The sequence below is a fragment of the Rhodococcus sp. 05-2254-5 genome (assembly GCF_002258575.1).
Taxonomy (GTDB): domain Bacteria; phylum Actinomycetota; class Actinomycetes; order Mycobacteriales; family Mycobacteriaceae; genus Rhodococcoides; species Rhodococcoides fascians.
In genome coordinates this window covers 1-22,429 of record NZ_NOZG01000021.1, presented here as the reverse complement: position 1 = coordinate 22,429, position 22,429 = coordinate 1, and the positions used below count along the sequence as shown (strand labels likewise).

Below are 22,429 nucleotides of genomic sequence, written 5' to 3'. Positions count from 1 at the left end.
GCGAACTCAACTTCTGCACTCAGAACGTCAGAAGACGATTGCAATCAACGGTGAAACCCCAACGAACCGTGCAGCCCACTTTTGAAACTGGCATCGGGTGATTCGCGGATCAAGGGGGTGCCAAAAACGTTCGTTTCTGGCACACCACCGAACGGGCCTCCGCGATGAGAGTCTCGAGCATCTAGATAGACGAATAAGCGGCGAACTGCGAGCATGTCAGCCTGTCACCGAATCGAGGGGGATCGCTGTGGGGTTGGCCGATGAGTTCGATCGCCTGTCCAGCCAAAGCGCTGACACTGACTCGCACTTCGCCAGCACCGTGGCAAGAGGGCTCGCTCAGATTCAAGATGACTTGGCCGAGTTTGCCGGGATGCTGAGCGAACGTGGTGTCCCCTCAGTACCGCTCGGTGTCGCGACGGAGCGAACTGTCCGCCAACCCGTCAAACAGGGGAGCTTCAAAAGAACTACATACTTCGAGAAAACAGTTTGGGAGTCCAAGCCGATCGCCGGTCGCGGGTGGGTTCTTGGAGACGCGAGTGCATCTTGGGTCCGGGACGATAGGTATGAGTACGGCGATCGAGGCGAATGGGTCATTGGGCAAGTACCGGTTCTTTCTGAGCGGGGAGCTCTATCGTGGACAAGGCGGCGAGAAGGCCAGTCTGCCGAGCCGGCAAATCTGTATCTGGCTGCTCCACCGAAGACCGTCGTTGATCTCCCCCGAAACGACTGGTCTAACGGCGCGACCTCAGGAACCAAACTCGGTTCGAACGATGAATTCACCGTATGGGTTACCCCAACGTACAAAATTGAGGGGCCGATGAGGCAGACCGTCAGGGGGTGTATCTGGCTATCAACAACGGAATGGTTGTACGAGCGATTTCTTGAACTCACTGATGGGCGCTAACTGCGCCGCCCCTTATTTCAGGATCCGGTATTTCTGCCGAGACGTGAGGACGGGTTGGTGGCATCGGTCAGCACATCTCGTTGGTCCGCAGCCTCTCGATGCTCATCGGCTGCGGGATGGAAAGCTCTGCCTCACGTCATCTTGGCCCGCTCCGCGGCCGCCTTCATCCTCCGAAACCGGTCGGCTGGCAACTGATCACCGAGCAAACGTCCGGTTGCACTCGGATGCACAGTTCGGATCTGCCGGAAGATGTCGGAATGATTGAGGTCGCCTACATCTCGTTGCCACAGATGCAGCTTGGATTCGTGGGTAAAGGCACCTCTCACCGTTGGTAGCGCTCGGGGCTCGGCGATCCAGTTGTAACGGGAGTCTTGGATGAGTTGATAGTCGATGGCTCGCGTGACGCATGCAGCGATCCAGTCCGAGAATTGGATGTTCGAACTGAGAACGCTGTCGATGTGCATGGGCGGCTCGACTATCCGCTTCATTTCGACGTGGTCTGCCGCGCGACCCAGGATGTGTTCGTACATGGCCGGAAGTCTTGCAGCTCTTGTTTTCTCGTTGATCTGATCGATCATGACCATCACATTGGATTGATTGTTGTCGGCGTACCGGGCAATGCGGTTGAGTGTCTCTCGCATCGCTGCGGTCTCGCGGGCGTCGGTGTCGAGATCGGTCTGTCCAGGCGTGCCCAGTGGTTTCTCGTTGGCGTAGTAAAAGAGAGACCCGCCGAGTTCCCGTAGGCTTCTCACCAAGTGGCTGAACACGCGCATCTGCTGTGGATACTTAGCGAAAGTGTCCGGACGGAATATTTCGGATCCCTTACGCTCCCATCTACCGGGGTGCTCGGCAGCTGCGATGTCGGCTTTGAACAGTGCCCGTTTCTCGCTGGTGAATACTGCACCGAACTTACGGGCTTGATCGCCGGGAAGGATCAAGCCCGCATAGCCGAAGGCTGGGCTGGTCTTGTAGCGAGCGTGCTTGTTGGAGACGAATGCCCCGGTCTCGCCGATTTCGTCGATGTAGGCCAGCAACATGGCACGATTATGCCTACAACGCGAAAATCCACGCACAGTGGCGTGGATCTTCGGAATTAGCGCTCGGGGAACTATTTCATCCCCAGCTACTACGTCTGAGGATAATGCGTAGAGCAGCCCGTCGCAACCGCCACCTCTGCCTGGTGTTAGCCGCCTGGCACACCCTGTCCTGAGTTTTCTACGACGGCAGGTAGTAGATGACTGCATCCTTCGGTCTATGTGCCGACACGAGAAGCGTGGTAGGACCTGCATGTGGGACTTGATGATGAGCTAGCCCGACGCGCGCGAGATCGTGCGACACCTGCATCGACAGCTCCGGATGTTGCCGATTTTCTGGAGCGATGGGCGGACTTCAATAGCGTCATGCAGCGCAATGGCGTCGTACCAGGCGTACTGTACGACGTCCAATTTTCGCGCCAAGTCCGCGCCGGCCGCCGGAAAAAGGCACCGGGTGTGTTCAGCAGTGGCCACCATGCTGAGCCTGGGATTGATGAGTACATCGCCCACCCCATCTACGACGTGTGGTTCCTGGGGGCCGACTATAAGGACTGGTACACGGGGTATGACACGGGCACAGCTCTAACTGTGGACGGCTTCGCAGTCGAGTGGACTACCGAACAGAAGCTCATGCGGAAGAGTGAGACCTGGAATGGTGAGACAGTCTTTCCGGTCGAGCAGGTCTACGTCGGGCTACGCGAACCCACCGGTCCTAACTCCGGCGGATACGGACAGTGGTCGGTACCGGCACGGCCGGTTAGTCGTCCAAAACCGTTGAAGCGTGCTCCCAAACCGTACGGCGGGATGGTCTCGAATGACTGGATCGCGGAGATTGCTGAATTCCATCTTGGAACAGGGCGGCCTCCGCCGTTCGCGATCGGTTTCTAGCTCAGAGAGTTCCTACGAGAACGCTTTGGTCGAAGCCTGTGCGCGACTGTTCTTCGCCGAGCCGGGCCCTGGGCGTTTCGCCGTCCGCGGTTGCGTCGCGATACGACAGATGGGTCGAATTCAACGATAGTCGCAGCCACGGCTGTCCTTAAAAGCATGCTCGATTGGTTGTCGAGCATGGGGTAGCAAGAGGCGTTTCTATTTACATTCGGGTGTTGGACGCTCGGCTAGATAGGTGCCGATAGATCGTAGGTCGGGTTACCCCGAACTCGTCGGCGATCTGCGCCACTGTGTACGCACGCTTGCCGTCCAAGTCGACCTCGTCGTACATCGACCGCGCCATTTCTACCTGCCGCGCACCTAGTTTCGGCTTCCGTCCACCGGTCCGTCCCCGAGCGCGAGCGGCGGCGAGACCGTCCGCAGTACGCTCCGACATCAGAGCATGCTCGAACTCGGCAATCGCACCGAGTATCGAGAAGAACATCCGACCTAACGGCGTAGACGTGTCAACGCCCTGGTCGAGGACAACGAGATCCACTTGACGGTCGCGTAGTAGCTCGGCCAACTCGATCAAGTTCGACAGTGATCGACCGAGCCTGTCGAGCTTGGTCACCACAATCTGATCGCCGGCCCGAGCCATCAGCAGCGCCTTCTCGAGACCGGGCCGTCGTGCGAGAACCCCGGAGGCGTGATCGGTGAACACCTCGTCGCAGCCGGCCGCTTTCAACGCGTCCTCTTGCGCGAGCGGGTGCTGATCGCGAGTGGACACACGTGCGAGACCGATCTTCATTCCACAAGTGTACGTAAACGTTGGTTTGCGTTACATCAGATTGGCTCGAGCGTCGAGATGCGGCTTTTGTGTAGAAGAACTCGTGTCCGCATCAATGTAACGAATAACCCCGTTTGCTTTACACCGTTTGCCGGAACCGTTAGTTTTTGGCGAACCCCGTCGAACCGAATTAATGACTCTCGCTAACGAGTCGCCTAGGCGGAGGGATTCGAACCCTCGGATGCTTTATGGGCATCAGACACTTATGAGGTGCCCGCAATAAGCCGCTCTGCCACGCCTCCATTGACCTGCACCCGTCGCAGCCATAACTGTGAATGACGAGCGCGTAGTCGAACCATCCAGACTCGCCGGATGGGGATGCTCATGTTAACACCACGACCCCACACCCAGACGGGGTTTTGGCGGGCTTGCTGCTGCATCATTGCGCCGCCCCCGCGTAGGCGACAGGGGCCGCACCGTCGGATTTGGCACGGACCGGGGATGAATCGTCTGAATCTTCTGCAATCGCCTGGTTTTCCGTGGTCGACATCGACCGCGGGGCCGCTTTGGTGGCTGCGAATCTCTGTTGGAATTCGACCCATCTGTCGTACCGCGACGCAACCGCGGACGGCGAAACGCCAAGTACCTCAGCAGTTTTGTTGAACTTTCCCATGGCCTTTGGGTGGTTGAGGTAGACGTCAGCGGTGTCCCAGACGACCTGTGCAAGATTCCCTTGTTCGTCTATGTATGCCTCGAGCTGCTCAGCATCGCTGGGGGTCCCCACGGCGGCGAGCTGCCCATCGGTGGTGTCTGCGGATGCGGTGCCGGAGTTGGTTGAATCGCTTGCGTTGCCATTTGCGGGTGTTGATCGGCGGTGTCGCGGGGCGCTGATCCCGATGGACATCATTTCGCACATGGTCATCACCATCAGAGGTGCGAGCGCTCCGAGTGCGGCAGCGACTCCGGCGTTGAGGTCGGTGACGGTGAGGACCGCGTGGTAGGCGTTGCCGGCCATGCTGGCCAGTCCGGCGAGCGTGTAGACGGCAATGATGAAGCGCCGGCCGATGACCGTGGCCCTGTCGGTGTGTTGTGACAGTGCGACGCGGAAGATGCCGGCTACGAGGATCGGGCCGTCGAGGACGACTGGGATCACCCAGGCGGAGTCACCCAGGTTGGCCATGGTGGCGAGGTCGTAGAGGGTGGAGAAGCTGAGTTTGAAGCTCGACGCGGTCACGGCGATGGCGACGACGAGGCCGATGCCGAGTGCCCACTTGATGATGGCCGGGTGGATTTCGGCTGGCTGACCGATTGGGAGAGAGTCGGGGCCTGATGCTTCGGTGGGTTGGTCGGCGTTACGGTTGGTCATAGGTCACAGCTCCTCGAGTTGTCTGTGGCCGACGGCCCCGGTGGTGTGTCAGCACTGCCGGGGCCCCGTGTCGGGTTTGTTTGTAATTCGATGAGGGAACGCGGCTTTGGGTTACGACGAAAGTGGTCGACCGGGTGACAGAGGGGTGTCGGATCCGCTGTACCGCTTTCCGTTGTTGTGTGAGCGTTCGCGCGCTTCGACCTCGCGGAGCAGGGCTTTCTCGATGAACTGTGACCACGATCGGTCGTCTTCGAGGTGCGCCGTCGCTTTGTGGACACCGCGGGCACGGGTGAAGATCTCGTTGTCGATATAGACGGTGATTCGCTTCTTACCTGCGTTGTCGTCCGTGGTTGCTGTCGGTCCTGACGGTGTCTCGGTTGGGGTCGACGTCGATGGTGGCGGCGGTACCGGTGTTCGATTCTTCGCTTGAAGTCTTGAAAGGTCGCCCGTGACCTGTGGTCGACGTGGAGCCAGTCCTGAAACGATGCGATTCTGCGTGGGCTCGGTCATGCGTTCGCTTTCTGTTCTGCAGCGGTGATGCGGGCGATCATTTCCTGGGTGATTGCGAGGAGATCGTCTGCGACGGACCCTGAGGACTTCGGCGCAAGGGATTGTGCCTGCGCCTCCCCGCGGATGACCTCGTACCACTTCGGCCCTTTGCGAACTGCATCGTCTAGTTCGTGCACCAGGAGCCCACGTTCCCTGGTTGCTTGCGCGGTGGCTTCGGAATGACGCACGACCCCGCTGAAGAGGACGCTGTCGTCCTGGAATGCCTCGGCGACGAGCTTGCGCGCACGCTCTTGAACTGCAGTCGCTGACTTGCCGACGCCCACCAGAACGACACCGAGAAGGTCGAGAGTGGGGTTGATCTCTAGGACGGCGTCGAGACGATGAGCGACGGCTGCGAGCCCTTTACGGCTTGAGGCATCGCTCTTGATGGGTACGACTGCCCATCGAGCTGCGGCGAGAGCAGCGTTCTGCAGTGTCTCGTCACCGGGCGGGCAGTCGATGATGATGAGGTCGTAGTCGCTGGCCAGCGGCTTCAGGAGGGCTGCAAGTGCGAGCTTTGCTCCGTGTGGGTCCTTGGCCGCCTTGGATGCCAGGGCTGCTGTGGCCTGCTCCAAATGGACGCCACCTGTCAGTACGTCGAGGTTTTCACGCACGCCTCGCACCGGCTCGACCACTCCCCCAAAGGTAAGAGCGGCAGCGAGGGCGCGACCGTGGTCGTCGCTTTCGGTTTCGGTGTAGCCGAGATCTTCTGCGAGATTTCCCTGAGGATCGAAGTCTACGATGAGGACGCGATAGCCGGAGGCCGCTGCCAGGCCTCCCACGTTGGCCGACAGTGTCGTCTTCATGACACCTCCCTTGCCGTTGATGAAGGCGATAACTCGCTCGCGGTCATAAGCTGCATCTGCGCTCACGATTTGGTGGCCCCTCTCGGCTAAGACACGACGGCTTTGGCAAGAACGCTGACATTCCCGCTTTTGACAGTAATGCTGCTATTACCACGGGATATACCAGCATTACTGTTATAGACATGAATACTGGTGTGACCAGTATTCATGGTATTGCCATTATTACCACTAATACCCGCGCAAACGCCATTAGCAGTATTGCCAGCATTACTGCCACCAGCCTACATCAATAGCAGTATTACTGCCAATACAAACTCGATCCACGCGTGGGGGGAGCTGAGCAAGCGCGAATATCCGCAGCTCAGGTGCTATTACCAGCATTGCTGGTAATAGCACCTGGCTCCCTAGCCGCAAACCGTCGTACGCGTATCGCGAGGCCCCTCTACCGCAGCGCGCAACAGCTGGGCCCCAGCCACAAGGACCAGCGAGGGTTGGGGAGTTAGGAGATGAAGGCGGCGGGCCGCGCCTATATGACCCCGAACACCCCATGCCCGTGCCCTCAAAGCGGCCGACTTTGAGAAACGCCATTAATAGCAGCATTACCGCTATTGATGTCACCCTCGAAGTCAACACCCCGCGACACCACTTGAGACCGGGCAGCGAGAGACGTTCGGACGGACTCCCGGCCGGGCAAAACCTCCGTCGACGGTGACGTCCCGAAATAGCCTGATCGGGGCCGTGTCGCGGACACTCAGATACCGTTCAATCTCACCGAAAGGGGTTGTGATGACTCGTGCCACTAAGTTCTACGACGGCCGCGTGGTTGCCGTAACGGGTGCCGGCAGTGGGATTGGTCGACAGATAGCGATGCAGGCAGCCTCGGCTGGCGCAAACTTAGCGGTGACGGATCTGTCGGAAGCTGGCCTGCTCGAAACGGTGCAAGCTCTTGAGAGGGGCGGGGCGGGTGAAGTGCATGCTCAAGTACTCGACGTGACGGATTACGCTGCCTTGCAAGAGTTTGCGGGATCGGCAAAGACGCGGTTCGGGTCGGTAGACGCAATATTCAACGTTGCCGGAGTCCTGTACTCGGGCAGCGTCATGTCGACGCCCGTCGACGACTTCAATCGCGTGGTGTCTACGAATCTCGGGGGAGTGGTGAACGGGTCGAAAGCCTTCCTGCCCGTGATAGCCGACACGTCAACTGCGGGCCGCATCTGCAACGTCTCGTCGGCCTTCGGTCTGATGGCATCTCCCAACTCATCCGCATACAACGCGTCCAAGTTCGCTGTTCGGGGGTTCACCGAGGCATTGGCGCAGGAGATGAACGCTGAATACGGCGATCGCGTGCGTGTGACGTGCGTATATCCCGGTGGCGTCAAGACACCAATAGCTCGCACCGCGCAGGTCGCACCGGGTGTCGACCACCGTTCTGTGGCCGACACCTTCGATCGACTCGCCCGGACTACGCCCGAGGCTGCTGCCGGCCAGATACTGCGCGGGGTCGCGAAAGGAGCACCGCGTGTGCTTGTGGGGGCAGATGCACGAGCAGTTGATATCGCAACGAGGTCGTTCGGCCCTGGCTATATGCGGGTCATCCCGTGGGTTCGCCAGCGTCTCTGAAACCCGTCTGCACATTCATGCTTCACCACCGTCGAGCTCTCTCAACAATCGTTGTCAGATGAGATAGGTCCTGGGAACGATCCAGCGATCGCCGTTGCCGAGCTCTTGCCGCTGCTTGGTTTACTACTGCACGCGCCGTGGTTCTGGCTGCGCTGTCCGGGGGAGCAGCAGCAGCATTCCGGTGGTGGCGTTCGGCCTCGCGTACTTGGGCCTGCCGCTTCCGGTCTTCTGCGTCTTGGGCACGCGCAATATCGACGAGTAGGTGAGGGGGAAACGCCAGGTCCTGCTGGTTGAGAAGCCATCTGACGAACGCCATCGGCGTGTGAGGCATGGGGGAAACCCTGTTCGCTCGCGCCCACTCGTCGACGATGGTGTTGAGATCGTCGGGTGTCCACCCGTGTTCCGCTGCTGCGCGCAGTACCGGGGCCCAGCCTCGTGAGGTGTGTCGCCGAGCCCAGCGCGGTGTTCGAGCGTCACCGAGCCATCTGGCCGCTAAGAGTGCCCCCTGACGTTCGCGCTCACGCTTGGCGATCACCCTTTTGGTCGTGGCTGGCCGCGGAGCGGCGCGTTTTTCCACAGGTTGTTTTGTATTAAGTAACTCTCTACGAGAGTTAGGAGAACAAAAGAGACCCCTGCGGGGGTGGGGTGCCATTTTGATGGAACCGGCGTCAACGACACGAGTTCTATCCACAGGCTTGGCTGGATGAAGTGCCCATACCGATGCCCACCCTCGGCTGCGGTCGCCCACCCTCCAGGACGCCAACCTCTCGTGCTTTGTCCGTTGCCGACCCCGCAGGACTTCTGTGGCTACGCGTAGCAGCTTGAGGGCTTGTCGGGCTCGCTGGACGGTCCTCTCACCCAGGCCGGTAGCCAGGGCTATGGATTGGACGGACAGCCGCGAGTTCCGGCCAGTGTCGTAGTCGGCGGCGTTCGCCATCGCCCCAGCGACAGCCAGAACACTCTTGAGACTGACGCCACCACCGGTGGAGCTCGCACTGCTCTGCACGAGAATGGGACGAATCCTCATGTAGTCGGTGCTGTAAGCGCACCGAACCACGATCTCTACCCATTGTTGAGCACCGCGCCATAGTGCGATGCCGCCGTGCGCCCCATCCCCGAGGTCGAGGCTGACGCTGCAATACCGTCGGCAGGCGGCCTCGCGGCCTCCTAGCGCTCTTATGAATGAAGGTGTCAGCGACCCGCATTGATGTCCACAAACATGGCCGGGGGCAGTGTAGGGGGCACGTGCATTACCGCGGCGACGGTTGGTGCAGGTGCTGCCGCGATAGCGCGGAGGGTGCTGAAGCTGTGGTGCGTGAAGTCGCGAAACGACACGCTCAGAATTGATTGAAACTGTGTCAGGGCGCAAGGTACCCTGGAACATGTCCCGCAAGACAGTTCCCTTCGGGGAATGCAGTACAACAGATCGAGTGAGCAGCGAACTCTCTCGACACAGACTGGGCCCTGGTTACTCCGGCACGAGTACCAGGGCTTTTGTCTGTTTGCGCTACTGCGAGCGAATATGAAGTTGCTGGTTAGCTCTCATCAACTCGCGTCGGGTAGCACCTCCTGACGAGACATCGGAGCAAGGTGTGTGAGACCGGTGTCTGCCGCGACCAACGCCGCGTAGTAGTCGTTCGCGGTCATCCCTTTGCGTTTTGCTGCCTGTTCGGCTGCGCTCTTGAGCTCAGGAGCCAGCCGCATCTTTGCAACGAGCCGATCGCCTTTGCTGGGGCGGCCGGGATGTCGCGGTGACATATCGGTCATGGCTGCGATTCTGGTACCCGAAACTCGAGACGGGGCGACGACACGCCGCACGGTCTCCGGTTAGTTGGGAAAGAGGCCCTGAGCCACGTAACGACTAGTGGAGACGTACCGGCAGAGATCGAAGTCCACGGAACACGATGCTCTCGCGCCACACAGCGTCTCCGACATCGGTGTCGAGGTGCATGTCGGGATAGGCCGCGACCAGCCTCTTGAGCGCAATTTCGGCCTCGAGCCGAGCAAGCGGTGCCCCGATGCAGTGGTGTATCCCGTGGCCGAATGCCAGGCTTCCTCGAGTTGCACGGGCAGGATCGAATGTGTCCGGTTGGTCGAACTTGGCGGGGTCTCGGTTCGCTGCCGCCAAGCTGATCATCACAATGTCGCCGGCGGAGATGAGAGTTCCGTCGATGTCGAGGTCGATACTTGCCTGCCGCAAAGTCGTTGTCGGCAGCGGGGGTTCGAATCGAAGGGACTCTTCGATGACGTCACGCAAGCAGCTGTCGCCGGCCTGCAGACGCATCAAAGCAGTGCGGTCTTTGAGCAGAAGGTGCGTCGTGTTTGCGATCAGGTTCACGGTGGTCTCGTGGCCTGCGATCAAGAGCAGTGCGACCGTGGACATCGCTTCCTGCAGAGAGAGTTGCTTCGCTCGGTTGGCCTGCATCAACAGGGACAGAACGTCGTCCGTCGGGTTCCGGCGGCGCTTACGCATCAGCGGGTAGATGATCTTGGCGAGCGTCAGAGCGGCTCGTCGGAGGTCATCGGGATCTGCCACGATCACGTCGGACAACACTCTCGATGCCTCACCGATGGCCCCCATGTGTCGGTCGGGAACACCAAGGATTCGGCAGATGACCTGCACGGGGAGCGCGAACGCATAATTTTCCACCAGATCAATTGGCTCCGAACCAGATTCAGATTCCAGCTTGATAATCAAATCGGTGGCGTATTGGTCGATAGCGGGTTCCAGCGCTCTGAGAGCCGCGGGGGAGAACGCGCTCTGAACGACGCCCCGCAACCTTGTGTGATCGGGTGGCTCCGCAGCGAGCATATGGCTGACCATCCACGGTGATGTTCGTTCCCTCAACCACGACCGTAGGCGAGCGGACAGCTCGCGCGGCTGCGCACTTGGATCCGCCCCGGCCATCGTGTCCTGGGTTTTGATCACAGATCGGTCATTGAGAATGCGGCGGGCTACGTCGTAGTCGGTGATCATCCATCCGGTCACTCCGGTGGGCGATGTAAACCTGTGCAGCGGACCATCATTGCGCAACGCCCGGTAGAGGTGTTGTGGTTCTTGGAAGAATGCGCTGTCGAAGGTCACGTGCTGCGGCATCGGCAAGAGTGTCCGTTCTGTTGATCGGAATGACAGGTCATCCGCGCCGATGACGCGAGCCACAGTGACATACTGCGGGCTTCGAGATGTCGATACAGGTGACCTGTCGGGGGTCCCAACGGGGAGGTTAGATTGTGACAAACAACCAGGCAAACGGTCAGAAGACGCGGCATTGGCTGTTGATCGAAACGTTCGACGAGAACCGAGATCCCACGATCGTGTCTGAGGGGAAGTCCCCTAAGCCATTCATGAAGCTCAGCAGAATGTTCAGCGACGATCGTCTCGCCACGATTCGCTCTGTGATCACCGGGCTTCGTCGAACCAAGGAGCCTCTCGACACGGAATATGGTGACCGCCGAATCATTGCTCATCCCCTTGTCGTAGAGGGGCGGATGCATGCAGTCTGGCTCGTGTCGGTGCCGTTGGGCATGGAACCCCCGCCCGTCCACAACGATGCAGGCGCGTGGATCATCGATCTGACCACCTACACCGCTCTGGGCAGCCAGGAATGGGCCGCGATGGCCGACCTCCCACCCGAGCATCGTGGGCAGGAGCGACACATCGGAGCCATGTTCGATCAGGTGGTGATGAAGGATGGTGGGGAATCCCGTGCTCTGAGCCTAATCGAAACGAAGACTGTCGGTGCCGGCTACCAGGGTGACTGGATCGTCGAGCGTCGCGACGGTTCGCAATGGCGTGCTCACTTCTCACTCCGCATTCTCGACGTCGAGCGTGGAGGAGAAGTTCATCGTTGCTCGGTCGGGGTCAGCCAGAATTTGGGCGAGGTCGTCCAGGACGGGCCCCAATCACTGGTGCACCTCGAAGGCCACTATCTGCGTATGGCCCGCGCAGAGGGCGAACACGCCGCCATTGTGAGCCTCCGGACACTGAACTTCATCCGCTGGGTCACGGCGGCCTCGGATCGCATTGCCTGGAAGGGCGTTGCCGGCGAGCCTGCCCCAGCCATCCACCCGGACGATCTCGGCGAAGCGATCCTCCTGATGCGCCGGGCAGAAAGTATCGGGCGCAGCGAGGGGCAAGTGAGGGTGATGGGGATCGACGGCGAGTATCTCTCGGCCGACGTGGTGATCGAGCCCGTCACCCTCGAAGGAGGCGTCCACGCAGCGTTCGTGTTGATTCGACTCGAGGCGTAGACACCCAAAAGCCGGTTCTGTACCATCCCTAGACGCGCCCCCCACAGGGGGATCTCCCCGCTCTCGCTGGTCGAGACGGCTGCATATGCGCAAGGCCTATTTTGAGCTGTGCAGATTCGGGGAGTCGATGTTGAAGTCAGTGTCAGGGCGCGACGCCGGGCGGCCGCTGCCGCGTACGTTGGTACGCCGCCTCCACCTGGTCGACCGTGCACCCCAATGCTTCTGCCAACCTTTGCGCCACGTCGTCCTTCAGCCGCGCCTCTCCTCGTTCGAGGGTGCCCAGCGACGTAGTCGACATTCCAACTTGCTGCGCGAGTTGCGGCTGCGTCAATCCGGCCAGCACCCTGAGGTCACCCAGGTACCGGTCGTTCTCATCCAAGTCGATGAACGTTCCGATCGGAACAGACAGCGCCTCAGCCACTTTGAGCAACGTGTCGACCTGCGGGGTAGCGGCACCGGTCTCCCACGCGAACACAGCACCCACGCTTATGTCGGCCAGTCGGGCGAGGTCGGCGCGACTGCATTTCGCCTTGTCGCGTTGCTCGACAAAGGCCTCCCGCGAGAAGCCGCGCAATATGCGTCGACTCACTCGCGGAGCTCCTCGTTCCTCATGACCCATAACTGTGCCCGAATCCGTTCCATACAGTCCCCGCATGGGGTTGATAAATATGGCGATAATAGTAGGGTATAGATTGAATACGGACGTCGAGACGAAGGGGGAGCGCAGTGCTGATTGAGCAATTGCGGCTGGCCCCTGTCGAGACGAAATCGAACTTGACGCATCGACGGGCCAGAACTCAGGGCACAAATTGCGTCAGAATGCCGCTGCCGCACGGGACGGCAGCATCGGTGCGGCGGCGAGGGCGAGGTTGTGCCGGACCGGCATCTCGCCGCCGCGCATCTTTCGTTGCCTTCTCGCTCGCCCATGCGCGATCGCGGTGGCGACTCACGCGAAAAATTACGGAAACCCTCAGCGCCATCGTTGATTGGACGTCTCTGGCGGCGCTGAGGGCCTCTTCTCCATCGAGCTCCACAGCCAATTACCGATCTAGGCGTGAACCGGGGTGCAACCCGTTTCATTGCCGCAAGGCGAACTGCAATCGGTTCGGAGGACGACAATGACATCTTCTCATCTCGACTCGGTGTTACACCTCGATTCTGACCGTAACCCGCTCCTCTGCCCGGCGATGATCACCGAAGCGTTCGGCTTCGCGATCTGCTCGCTGCGCTATGGCACTCACGACGTGCATCAGTTGCGGTGCGAGGACACCGGCGAGCTCCTTGGCGAATGGACCGACGCGGACACGACGTTCCGCGGGCCCGCCAACGAACCCCGACGGGCCATCGAGTTCAGCGACGTCGCCTGACCCCCCAATCTCGACTGAGGTCACCCCCGACCCCAGTCGTGAGCTGCGGGAGCTCCCCGACGCCCTGCAGCTCGACCGGTGGACCGGCGCGAGGGTCGCGCAGTAAGCGCATTTCATCATGTTCGGTACTGCGCGGCCCCGCCGGGACATCACCCCTCGAACTCACACCCGTTCTCACAGAAAGGATTCCGATACCCGATGTGGCTTTTCACTCAGCCTTGGTTCTGGCCGCTCATATTCGGCTGGCTCTGAACGAGGGACGTGGGCATTCGGATCGACATCCACACATGCCGATCCGACTGCCCACACAACTCCTTGCTGGTCATTAGCCGAAGCGGTCAATCGACCAAAAAACCAAACTTGTTGTAGAACAACAATTCTCAAAAGGGGCTACACCACCATGCCGATTCACTCTTCGACTAAAGCACGCCACCGTGCGATCCCTCGACCTGTCGCAGCGTCAGCGACAGCAGCGCTCACTTTGACGGTGGCCGCGATGTTCACCGGTGCTGGATTCGCCGTTGCCGCGCCAGGGCAGCCTGGGGTGACCACTGAAGTTCCCGGCGGCCAGCCGAGCGTCACTGCACCGTCTCCGTCGGTGCCGCAGCAGGATTCAGGCACGACAACGGACTGGCAGTACGTCGGCCCGTACGTGCCTCCGGCGGAGTACCGCAACGCACCGACCCGTTCGGTTCCCAACTACAACGCCCCGGTCTATTACAGCGAACCCACCGTCGAGCAAACGCCGTCGAAACCTGGCCCACAGCCCTCCACCGACGCTGTACCCGAACCTTCCAAGGACGAGACGGTCGTAGCACCGGGTACGCCGGTTGCTCCGATTCAGGCTCCGGACAACACCGTTCGTTTCGGCGCTATCTCCGGTGAGAAGCCAGGTTGGTTGAGCCAGGACGACGCGGACCGTGTCAACAACACCGCCGCTGTGCTCGAAGCCCAGGGCGCGACGTACTTCAACAACCTCGGCATTCCGACGACACGCTCGGAGCGGATGGCGGCCGGCACCACGGCGGGCGTGCTCATCGGAGGAACGACCTCCGCGGTCACGACCTACGCAGTCGTAGCACCGGCGGCGATCTTGGCCGGTGGCCTGATCGGCGGCACCATCGGCGGCATCACCGGCGCAGGAGTCGGGTCGGTTCTGATTCCCGGAGTCGGAGCTGTCCCGGTGGGTGTCGCCGCCACAGCGGGCGGTGCAGCGATCGGTGCAGCGGTCGGCGCTGCTGCAGCGCTAATTCCAGCGGCCGGTGTCGGCGCAGCCGGAGCGGTCATCGGCGGTGTCGTCGGCGGCGCATACGGTGCGGGCGAAAACCTTGGTGAAGCACCTTCGCCCGCCCCAGCACCTGCCCCGGCACCCACGCCAGCCCCTACTCCCGCGCCACTCGCGGCCCCGGTGTGGACTCCTCCGGAGGCAGCGAGCATCGCACCCGCGCATCCGTTGGAGGTGCGGGAGATCGTCGCTGCGCAGCCGGGCGGTGCCGATGCACTCGCCGCTGCCGACAACGTTGCAGCGCAGGCGGGATCGTTCCTGGATTCGGTTGCCCCTGCTGGATGGCACCTGTGACCTCGCGTCCTCGACTCCGCGTTGCTCGCGTGGCGTTGGCTGCGGCCGCCACTGTGGCGGTCGTGGTCAATGCCACGTCGCCGGCGTTGGCTGCTCCGAGCGAATCGGGCACGGACCTCATCACAGGGCCGTGCCCGGCGCTGTTCGCCCTCGGCGTGCAAGGGACCGGGGAGTCCGCCCCCGATGCCGCGCCGACGACCGACACCGGGATGCTCTCGCAGGTCTTCATGCCTCTGCTCGCCAAAGCCGTATCCGGTGGTACCGAGCTCGCTGGGCGGGCGTACGTGCCGTACGACGCCGGGTTCGGCGGCGCGGTGCCCGGCGGCAACGTCCCCTACACACAGTCGGTCGAGGGTGCGGAGACCAGCATCGACGCCATGGCTGCGGAGGTCGCTGCCGCATGCCCTGAAACGAAATTCACCGCCGCCGGCTACAGCCAGGGCGCTCACGCGGTCTCGACGTGGGCACAGAAAGTCGGAGCCGGTCAGGGGTCGATTCCGGCCGCCAAGCTTGTCGGGGTCGCCACCTTCGGCGACCCGACTCGGGCCGTGGGTGCACCGCTGTTTCCCGGTGCACCAGGGCAGACGACCCCAAAGCCTGCACCGGGCACCGCAGGGACAGAGGTCTCGAAGATCGAGGCCCTCGATCAGAACGCGCCGACCGGTGGAGGTATCGCGCCCACGTCGGACACGGTGAGCAACTACGGCGCGTTGACCGGCCGGGTCGCGAGCTTCTGCCAGTCCGGAGATCTCGCGTGTGACGCACCGTCGGATTCACCGATCCTGCGGGTGGTCACCAACATCGCCGGTCAGTCCGAGCTCTCGGCCGGTGACCCGGTTCGGTCCCTGTCCTCGGTCGCGGAAGCATTGGCGATGACCTCGATCAAGACGGCAGTGACGGTGGTCAACGAGGACATCAAGGGAACGACGCTGGCGAACCTGTCGATCGCTCCGAAGAAGTCCCTGTCCGAGCGTCTCGCGGTGGCATCGGATCCCAATACCCCGCTACCGACTGCCGACCAGGCGATCTCGGCTCTGCTCAAGGTGGGGACGATCGGGTTCAACGCCGTGAAAACGGTCGCGAAAGAGATCCTGACGCCGGCGAATATCGCCGAACTCGCCACAGTCGGGATGTCCAACCCCGTCGCCGCGGTCGGGTTGCTCGGAACCAAGCTCCTCGGCGCGGCCGCCAAGCTCGTTCCCCCGGCCACGACGTCGCGGTTGACCAACCAGGCCTTCACCGCTGTCAAAGACAACATCACCGACAACAAGGACCTGTTGAACCTGGCGACCCTGACGAAGTACTCGTCGACCATCGCTCAACACGGCTCCTACGGATCGACACCGACCACCCCGACAGGTGAATCGGCGACGGCGTTCGTGACCGACTGGTTCGTCGCGCTTGCCAAGGACCTGGCTAACGGTTCGACCGATACGGGCGGCATCGACGCCGACCCCAGCTTCCCGCTCCCGAGCACTGCGATCACCACCACCGTCGGCGTCACATCACCGGCCAGCAGCAGGCCGACCACGACGACCCCGGCCGCTCTGCCGAATTGAGAAAGCCCCTGGCGCACACCGGTTGTGCGCCAGGGACTCTCGAAGAGAGGAACCAAAGATGATGACATACAACAACGAAGCATCGACCTCCCTCGACTCTTGGTTTCCGCCCTTCGATCCCCTCGACGCCACCCCGGTGGCTGATCCCACACCGCCACAGGACGTTCCAGCAGACAAGTCCGATAACACCCGCTCCGCCGACGACGGGTCGCACTGGCTTCTCGCGCCCCCACAGCCCGTCTCGACCGATACCCCACGCCCCGCTCGACGCCGCTCCGTCAACGCCCGCGCGCTCGGCATCACCGCGGCGGCCGTCGCGATGACGATCGGTGTCGGAGCACTTGCGGTTTCTGCCTTCACCTCCGACCCGGACACCACGCCCGAGATCGAGGCCGTGTCGACCCCCGCCCCGACATCCGAGCTGCCCGCACCCACGACCACCACCGCTGCGCTCGCCCAATCCTGGTGCCCCGAATCGGTGACCGACGGCGTGGTGACCGGCGCGGGCCCGGGCGGTACCACCTCGGGAAGCGCAGCAATCCTGGCGTTCGAGCACGCCTACTACGTCGAACGCAGCGGCGCGGCCGCCCGCGAGATCCTCGCCCCGAACGCGCAGTTGAAGTCTGCAACCGCCGACGAGCTCCAACGCGGCATCGACACCATCCCCGCCGGTACCGAGCACTGCGTGAACATCCGGGCCGCCGCCCCGAACACCTACGCCGTGACCCTCGAACAGCGCTACAGCGACGGCACTCGCACCACGGACAAACAGACCATCAGCACCACCGACGCCGGTGGCCGCACCTTCATCACGTCGATCGGAGCAGCACAGTGACCGAAGAGCGCGCCGAATGGATGAGCGAATGGCTCACCCCGCCCCCAGAGAGCCCGTTACCCGACCCCGCGGACCAGGGCGCACGGGTCCTTCCCCTACGTGCTCACCCCGAACCGGTGCCCGCCCCCGAACCGATACCACCGATGACTCTGGTCCTCGGTGCCTGCGGGGGCGCAGGAGCGAGCACCACAGCACTCGGACTGGGCAACGCATGGTCTGCCCGCGGCCACGACGTGGTCGTCGTCGACGCCACACCTGCAGGCGGTGATCTGGTCGAACGCGGCGCAGATTCCATGGTCAGCGACACCGTCATCGAAACCGCCTTCGACAGCTCCGACCCCGACAACGTGCCGGCCTCGGTCGCCGACTGCACCTCCGCGACCTCGGCAGGAGCACACATACTCGGGCGCGCCTGGCTGCAGTCGGTCGAGCCGGCATACCGGGGCATCGATCGCTACCTCCGCAGCCAAGTCGACACCTCGATCTACGACCTCGGACACCGCGGGTTCGGCCGCGCCGCAGCCGATCCACTGCGGTCCGAGCCCTGGGCGGCGATAGTCCTGGCCGTCCATGCCCGCGCCGACGCCGTCAATCGGATGCGCGCGGCACTGGAAACCATCCGCTACACCGCCACGGATGCAGGCCCACTGCGCACCATCGTCGCGATATCCCACCAGCTCCCGGGAACACCGGGAATCGACCTCAACGAACTCCGAAACCACCTGCACGGCAAAGTGTTCGCCGTCCTCGACATCCCCTACGACCCTCACCTGGCCGCCGGGCTGCCGATTACGGCCGACGAGCTGAACCCAGCGACGTCCGCCGCCTACGAGGAGCTGCGGGCAAACACCGTCCGCGCTGCCGCCGGAGGGCAGGACCGGTGAGCATTCCCCACCTCGCGACCTCCAGCGACCAGACACCCCGCAAGTCGGGAGATCTCTCGATGCGCCTACCCGAACGCGAGCTCCCGATCTGGGACAGGCCGATACCACTACCGGATCGTTCCCCGTCCCCGATGCTCTGGCTGCTCGGTGCACACGGCGGCGCGGGCGTGAGCACCCTCGCCCACGTCCTCGCTCCCGCCGGCGACTGCGGTGACCGCTGGCCCGGCGGGTACGGAAAGCAAAGTCCCTACGTCGCGATCGTTGCCCGCGAGACCGTCTCGGGACTGGTCAAAGCAGGTGAACTGCTTCGTCAACACACCGCAGGCCACGGCGGACCCTCCACGATCATCGGCCTGATCACCGTGGCCGACCGACCGGGTCGAAAGCTGCCCAAACAAATCCAGCAGACCCGCGACGTCGTCACCGCACTCGTCGGCCGCGACTGGCGCATCGGCTGGGTCGAGCAGTACCCACTCGCGCGAGATCCCAGCGGCCTGGCGGTCTGGTCACCGTTCGATCCGCAACCGGAGAAAAAGCGCAGTGCCACAGACGTTCCCGCCGACATCGCCGCCGTCGGATCGGAACTACGCGAGGCCATCCTCCTCGACGTTCAGCGCTCCACCACCCCGACAGAAGGAAAGCCATGATCCTGCACAGCCTGCACACCGGAATCGACATCCTCGCCCAGATCGAACTCACCCCCGAAGCGCCCCCGAAGTCCGACGGCTTCCTCCGCCTGGGTCGCTGGCTGCTCTGGTTCGTCGTCCTTGCCGGGGTGTGCGCACTGGTCTACGGCGGCGGAAAGTTCGGCTGGGAGAAGTACAACGGCGGGTCGTTGGAGTCGCCGAAGATCGTCGTCGGTGCCCTGATCGGCGGTGTCATCGCCACCAGCGCCGGCACCATCATGAACACCGTCGTCCTCTCGTGAGCGAGGACATGTGAAGACACCACCGACCGAAGTCACCGAACCATTGGTGCAGTTGCTGCAGTATCTGCTCTGGTTCGCCTTCGCGATATTCACCGTCCGATTGATCTGGGCTGCAGGACGTTTGGCGTACGCCCGCAACCAATCTCCCCACGAGACCGATGCCGGTCAGTCGATCGTGGTCACGCTCATCTCGGCAGTGTTCGCCTCTGCCGCAACCGGTATCGCCGCAGCCCTGTTGACGTTCTGACATGCGAGCGCACGAGCATCGCGTAATGAAAGAGGTATCTCCGACCATGACCGCATCCACACCCGGCGACGGGGCACCCCGCACCCGCGGGACACGAGCATGGATAGCCGTCGGGCTGCTCGCAGCGGCACTGGCCACGGCCTGCAGCTCCGGCGACATCCAGGCCACCGATCCGGCGGCTCCGACCACCTCGACGGCCCCGGATCCGTCCGCACCACCGACCGGAGTGCGCTGGCAGGACTACCAAGGCATCGCACTGCCTGTCGGCGATCAGGGCCCGGCCCGTAATCCGGGAAGCGGCCCGGTCGGCGGATTCACTCACGACCCGCAGGGTGCGGCCCTGGCAGCACTGCAACAGACCGTGCGGATCTCGGTCGCTCCCGACTACCAATGGCCATCGGTGGTCAATGCTGCGGTCGCTCCCGGACCTGCGCGTGACTCGTTCGCCGTCAACCGGCAGCTGATCTCGATCACCGCACCTCCTGCCGCCGATGAGCGTCCCTCGATCGCCGGGTACCGGATCACCGACTACACCGCCGAGCGGGCGGTTCTGACGATCTACACCACCTTCCCGGACGATTCGATCGCCGCATCCGACACCGCCGTCGTGTGGTCGGGCGAGGACTGGCGGCTACTACTTCCCGAGCCCGGCGACGCCACCGTCAGAGTGCACTCGATCACCGAAGTACCGGAAGAGGCAACACCATTGGAGAAATCGTGATGAGCACAGCCCCGCGACACAATCCCGTGCCGTCGTCTCCGGATGACGACGGACAGGTGCTGGGCGGACGCCGGTGGACGTTGGTGCTGTCGGTGATCGTGATCGTTCTCGTCGTCGTCGGCGGCACCGCGGCCGTCCTGATCAACCGCAGCGCCCGCGAGATCCCCGCGCCGCAACCCGACGCCGCCAGTCCCGCCGCGCCGCAGCCGACCCAGAGCAACCGCGCCGACTGGGGACTGCCCTACCTCGACGAACTCGGCTTCCGCGTCGAGGTGCCCCCGAACCCGAACGGCATCGCCCTCGACCAAGACCCCGGCACTCGCCCCGATCCCAGCTCCGCCGACTACCAGAGCGCCCCGCCCGCCGGGGTGATGTGGCAGAAAGTGCAGAACTATCCCCTCCCGTTCTCCGCCTCCGACGGGCCCACCGCAGTCGACGGTGCCCTCGCCACCGGCTTCGCTCGAACCCCACAAGGCGCGGCGCTGGCGGGACTGCAGCTGGTGAACCGCAGCCAATCCACGTTCGAGGGTGCAGCGGCAGTGATGGGTACCCGAGCGGTCGCCTCGACCTCCGAGCTGCAGACCGAGCTCGACCGCAATCTCGCCAACGCCCAACGTCAGATCGCGGCCGGCAACACCGCGCCGCCGGCCAAGCCCCTGTTCAGGCAGGAGGCCTACCGCCTGACCTATTACTCCTCGGACTATGCGGTGATCGAATACGCCGGCAAGAACGTCTCCGGCAACGGCTGGACCACGGTGCCGATCGAGCTGCTCTGGCGCGGCGGCGACTGGTCCCTCAAGCTCGCCGAGGCGGGCAAGGTCGGCAACACCCCGACGTTGGCGGGGTGGACGCAATGGCCCGGCAAATGACGACCCTCGCCCTCCGGTGCCTCCGGTCGACCGCAGTGGCACTGGTGATCGTGCTTGCGGTGACGCTGACCGACAGTGCGATCGCGGCCGCGCAGGAACCCACCCCGGACGACGCGGCACAGACCACCGCGTGCGACACCGCCGGCGACGTCGTCGGGGACGTGTTGGGTACGCAGTTGCCGGTCATCGGCGATCTGATCGGCGGCGCGAGCGGCGCACTGTGCGCCGCGGACGGCAACCCCCTCGACGCAGCCAAGAACTTCGCTACCAGTCAGTTCGCGGAGATGTGGGAATCGCAGTTCGGGGAGATCGTGCAGTCGATCCTCACCGGCATGGCGCAGGTACTGACCATGGCGATGACCTGGTGGATCAAGATCCCGAACCCGGATCTGCAGAATTTCACTCCGCTGCAGACGATCTCGGAGTACACGGGCTGGATACAACTGGCACTGCTGGTCGCGACGATCATCTTCCTGGCCTTGCGTCTGGCGGCTGCGCGGCGTCACGCACTGCTCAACGAAGCCGAAGAAACCTACAAGGCCCTCTCCCGCACCGTCATTGCAGCCACGATGTTCTCCGTCGTCGTCGCCGCGGGAACCCGTGCCGGGGACGCGTTCTCGGACTGGCTGATCACCGATACCTCCAACCGTGACCCGGTGGGCATGGTCGACTCGATGCTCTCGATCAACTCCTACGGCAGCGCCACCCCGGGGTTGATGCTGATCATCGGATTGGTCGGCCTTCTCGGCGCGATCGCGCAGGCAGTGATGCTCGTGGCCCGCCAGGTGCTTCTCATTGCCGCTGTCGCGGCCGCACCGCTCGCGGCCGCAGCCGGAGGTACCTCGGTCGGCTCACAGTCCTACGACAAGATCGTGGCCTGGATCATTGCGTTCCTGCTCTTCAAGCCCGTCGGCGCACTGGTCTACGCGATGGCGTTCCTGACCGCACAAAACTCGGCGAACGTCACCGAGGGCGAGATCCCCGACATCGACCAGCTCCAACAATCGCTGTTGGGCATCGTCATGCTCACCATGGCCGCGGCGGTTCTGCCCGCGATGATGCGCCTGTTGGTGCCGGCGGTCGCGGCCGTCGGCTCGGGTGGATCCGGTGCCGCCGCAGCAGGAACAGCTCTGATGGCCGGAGCTGCGGTCGCCACGGGCGGAAAGTCCATGGCCGCAGGCAAAGCAGTCGGTGGCGGCAGCGCAGGCGCGGCAGCGTTCTCCGGAGGGGCCGGTGGTGTCGGACGACTAGCC

General features: G+C 62.9%; 22 protein-coding genes. 14 read left to right on the top strand and 8 right to left on the bottom strand.

Annotation, left to right across the window (positions count from 1 at the left end; genetic code table 11):
- Positions 1-1,035: 1,035 nt before the first annotated feature.
- On the bottom strand, positions 1,036-1,941 hold the full coding sequence (locus CH278_RS12830) for a DUF3800 domain-containing protein (protein WP_094622043.1): 906 nt from the start codon (positions 1,939-1,941) through the stop codon (positions 1,036-1,038).
- A gap of 363 nt (positions 1,942-2,304) precedes the next feature.
- Between CH278_RS12830 and CH278_RS12825 the strand changes: the two genes are divergently transcribed.
- Positions 2,305-2,826: a hypothetical protein gene (locus CH278_RS12825; protein ID WP_094622042.1), complete on the top strand. Its 522-nt coding sequence runs from the start codon at positions 2,305-2,307 to the stop codon at positions 2,824-2,826.
- Positions 2,827-3,028: 202 nt separating this feature from the next.
- Here CH278_RS12825 and CH278_RS12820 read toward each other — a convergent pair whose 3' ends face one another.
- From CH278_RS12820 to CH278_RS12805, 4 genes are all read right to left on the bottom strand, one after another.
- A complete protein-coding gene (locus CH278_RS12820; protein ID WP_094622041.1) occupies positions 3,029-3,616 on the bottom strand; it encodes a recombinase family protein in 588 nt (195 codons plus the stop codon).
- Between the two features lie 418 nt (positions 3,617-4,034).
- Positions 4,035-4,961: a DUF2637 domain-containing protein gene (locus CH278_RS12815; protein WP_094622040.1), complete on the bottom strand. Its 927-nt coding sequence runs from the start codon at positions 4,959-4,961 to the stop codon at positions 4,035-4,037.
- A gap of 111 nt (positions 4,962-5,072) precedes the next feature.
- The gene (locus tag CH278_RS12810; protein ID WP_094622039.1) at positions 5,073-5,471 is read right to left on the bottom strand and encodes a ParB family protein; all 399 of its coding nucleotides are present in this window, start codon (positions 5,469-5,471) and stop codon (positions 5,073-5,075) included.
- Positions 5,468-6,382: a ParA family protein gene (locus tag CH278_RS12805; RefSeq protein WP_094622038.1), complete on the bottom strand. Its 915-nt coding sequence runs from the start codon at positions 6,380-6,382 to the stop codon at positions 5,468-5,470. The genes CH278_RS12810 and CH278_RS12805 overlap by 4 nt, the downstream gene beginning before the upstream one ends.
- Before the next feature lie 720 nt (positions 6,383-7,102).
- On the opposite strand from CH278_RS12805, the gene CH278_RS12800 reads away from it, so the two are divergent.
- Positions 7,103-7,936, top strand: coding sequence for an SDR family NAD(P)-dependent oxidoreductase (locus CH278_RS12800; RefSeq protein ID WP_094622037.1), 834 nt, complete (start codon positions 7,103-7,105; stop codon positions 7,934-7,936).
- Positions 7,937-9,481: 1,545 nt separating this feature from the next.
- On the opposite strand, the gene CH278_RS12790 is transcribed toward CH278_RS12800, so the two are convergent.
- Both CH278_RS12790 and CH278_RS27550 read right to left on the bottom strand, forming a co-directional pair.
- On the bottom strand, positions 9,482-9,703 hold the full coding sequence (locus tag CH278_RS12790; RefSeq protein ID WP_143536251.1) for a hypothetical protein: 222 nt from the start codon (positions 9,701-9,703) through the stop codon (positions 9,482-9,484).
- 94 nt (positions 9,704-9,797) lie between these two features.
- On the bottom strand, positions 9,798-10,586 hold the full coding sequence (locus CH278_RS27550) for a cytochrome P450 (protein ID WP_179274558.1): 789 nt from the start codon (positions 10,584-10,586) through the stop codon (positions 9,798-9,800).
- Positions 10,587-11,167: 581 nt separating this feature from the next.
- Here CH278_RS27550 and CH278_RS12780 point away from each other — a divergent pair.
- Positions 11,168-12,187, top strand: a complete 1,020-nt coding sequence (locus tag CH278_RS12780) for a GAF domain-containing protein (RefSeq protein ID WP_094622035.1) — start codon at positions 11,168-11,170, stop codon at positions 12,185-12,187.
- A gap of 142 nt (positions 12,188-12,329) precedes the next feature.
- Here CH278_RS12780 and CH278_RS12775 read toward each other — a convergent pair whose 3' ends face one another.
- Positions 12,330-12,776, bottom strand: a complete 447-nt coding sequence (locus CH278_RS12775; RefSeq protein WP_094622034.1) for a helix-turn-helix transcriptional regulator — start codon at positions 12,774-12,776, stop codon at positions 12,330-12,332.
- Between the two features lie 598 nt (positions 12,777-13,374).
- Here CH278_RS12775 and CH278_RS12770 point away from each other — a divergent pair.
- The 11 genes from CH278_RS12770 to CH278_RS12715 all read left to right on the top strand — a co-directional run.
- Complete coding sequence (locus tag CH278_RS12770) at positions 13,375-13,554, top strand: hypothetical protein (protein ID WP_094622033.1); 180 nt, start codon at positions 13,375-13,377, stop codon at positions 13,552-13,554.
- 496 nt (positions 13,555-14,050) lie between these two features.
- The gene (locus CH278_RS27545; protein ID WP_179279581.1) at positions 14,051-15,133 is read left to right on the top strand and encodes a hypothetical protein; all 1,083 of its coding nucleotides are present in this window, start codon (positions 14,051-14,053) and stop codon (positions 15,131-15,133) included.
- Entirely contained in the window at positions 15,130-16,692 is a 1,563-nt protein-coding gene (locus tag CH278_RS12755; RefSeq protein ID WP_256991942.1) for a cutinase family protein, read from the top strand. Before CH278_RS27545 ends, CH278_RS12755 begins: the two co-directional genes overlap by 4 nt.
- 58 nt (positions 16,693-16,750) lie before the next feature.
- Positions 16,751-17,527 (top strand): hypothetical protein, encoded by a 777-nt coding sequence (locus CH278_RS12750; RefSeq protein ID WP_094622029.1) that lies wholly within the window; start codon positions 16,751-16,753, stop codon positions 17,525-17,527.
- Positions 17,524-18,411 carry a MinD/ParA family ATP-binding protein gene (locus CH278_RS12745; protein ID WP_094622028.1) on the top strand — a complete coding sequence of 296 codons (888 nt, stop codon included), beginning with the start codon at positions 17,524-17,526 and terminating at the stop codon, positions 18,409-18,411. Before CH278_RS12750 ends, CH278_RS12745 begins: the two co-directional genes overlap by 4 nt.
- Positions 18,408-19,058 (top strand): DUF6668 family protein, encoded by a 651-nt coding sequence (locus CH278_RS12740; RefSeq protein WP_255182252.1) that lies wholly within the window; start codon positions 18,408-18,410, stop codon positions 19,056-19,058. The genes CH278_RS12745 and CH278_RS12740 overlap by 4 nt, the downstream gene beginning before the upstream one ends.
- Positions 19,055-19,339 carry a hypothetical protein gene (locus tag CH278_RS12735; RefSeq protein ID WP_094622027.1) on the top strand — a complete coding sequence of 95 codons (285 nt, stop codon included), beginning with the start codon at positions 19,055-19,057 and terminating at the stop codon, positions 19,337-19,339. The genes CH278_RS12740 and CH278_RS12735 overlap by 4 nt, the downstream gene beginning before the upstream one ends.
- Before the next feature lie 10 nt (positions 19,340-19,349).
- On the top strand, positions 19,350-19,586 hold the full coding sequence (locus CH278_RS12730; RefSeq protein WP_094622026.1) for a hypothetical protein: 237 nt from the start codon (positions 19,350-19,352) through the stop codon (positions 19,584-19,586).
- 46 nt (positions 19,587-19,632) lie between these two features.
- Positions 19,633-20,307 carry a hypothetical protein gene (locus CH278_RS12725; RefSeq protein ID WP_256991941.1) on the top strand — a complete coding sequence of 225 codons (675 nt, stop codon included), beginning with the start codon at positions 19,633-19,635 and terminating at the stop codon, positions 20,305-20,307.
- Complete coding sequence (locus CH278_RS12720) at positions 20,307-21,176, top strand: hypothetical protein (RefSeq protein ID WP_094622102.1); 870 nt, start codon at positions 20,307-20,309, stop codon at positions 21,174-21,176. The genes CH278_RS12725 and CH278_RS12720 overlap by 1 nt, the downstream gene beginning before the upstream one ends.
- The coding region (locus CH278_RS12715) for a hypothetical protein (RefSeq protein ID WP_179279580.1) at positions 21,161-22,429 on the top strand (1,269 nt) is incomplete at its 3' end. The genes CH278_RS12720 and CH278_RS12715, both read left to right, overlap by 16 nt.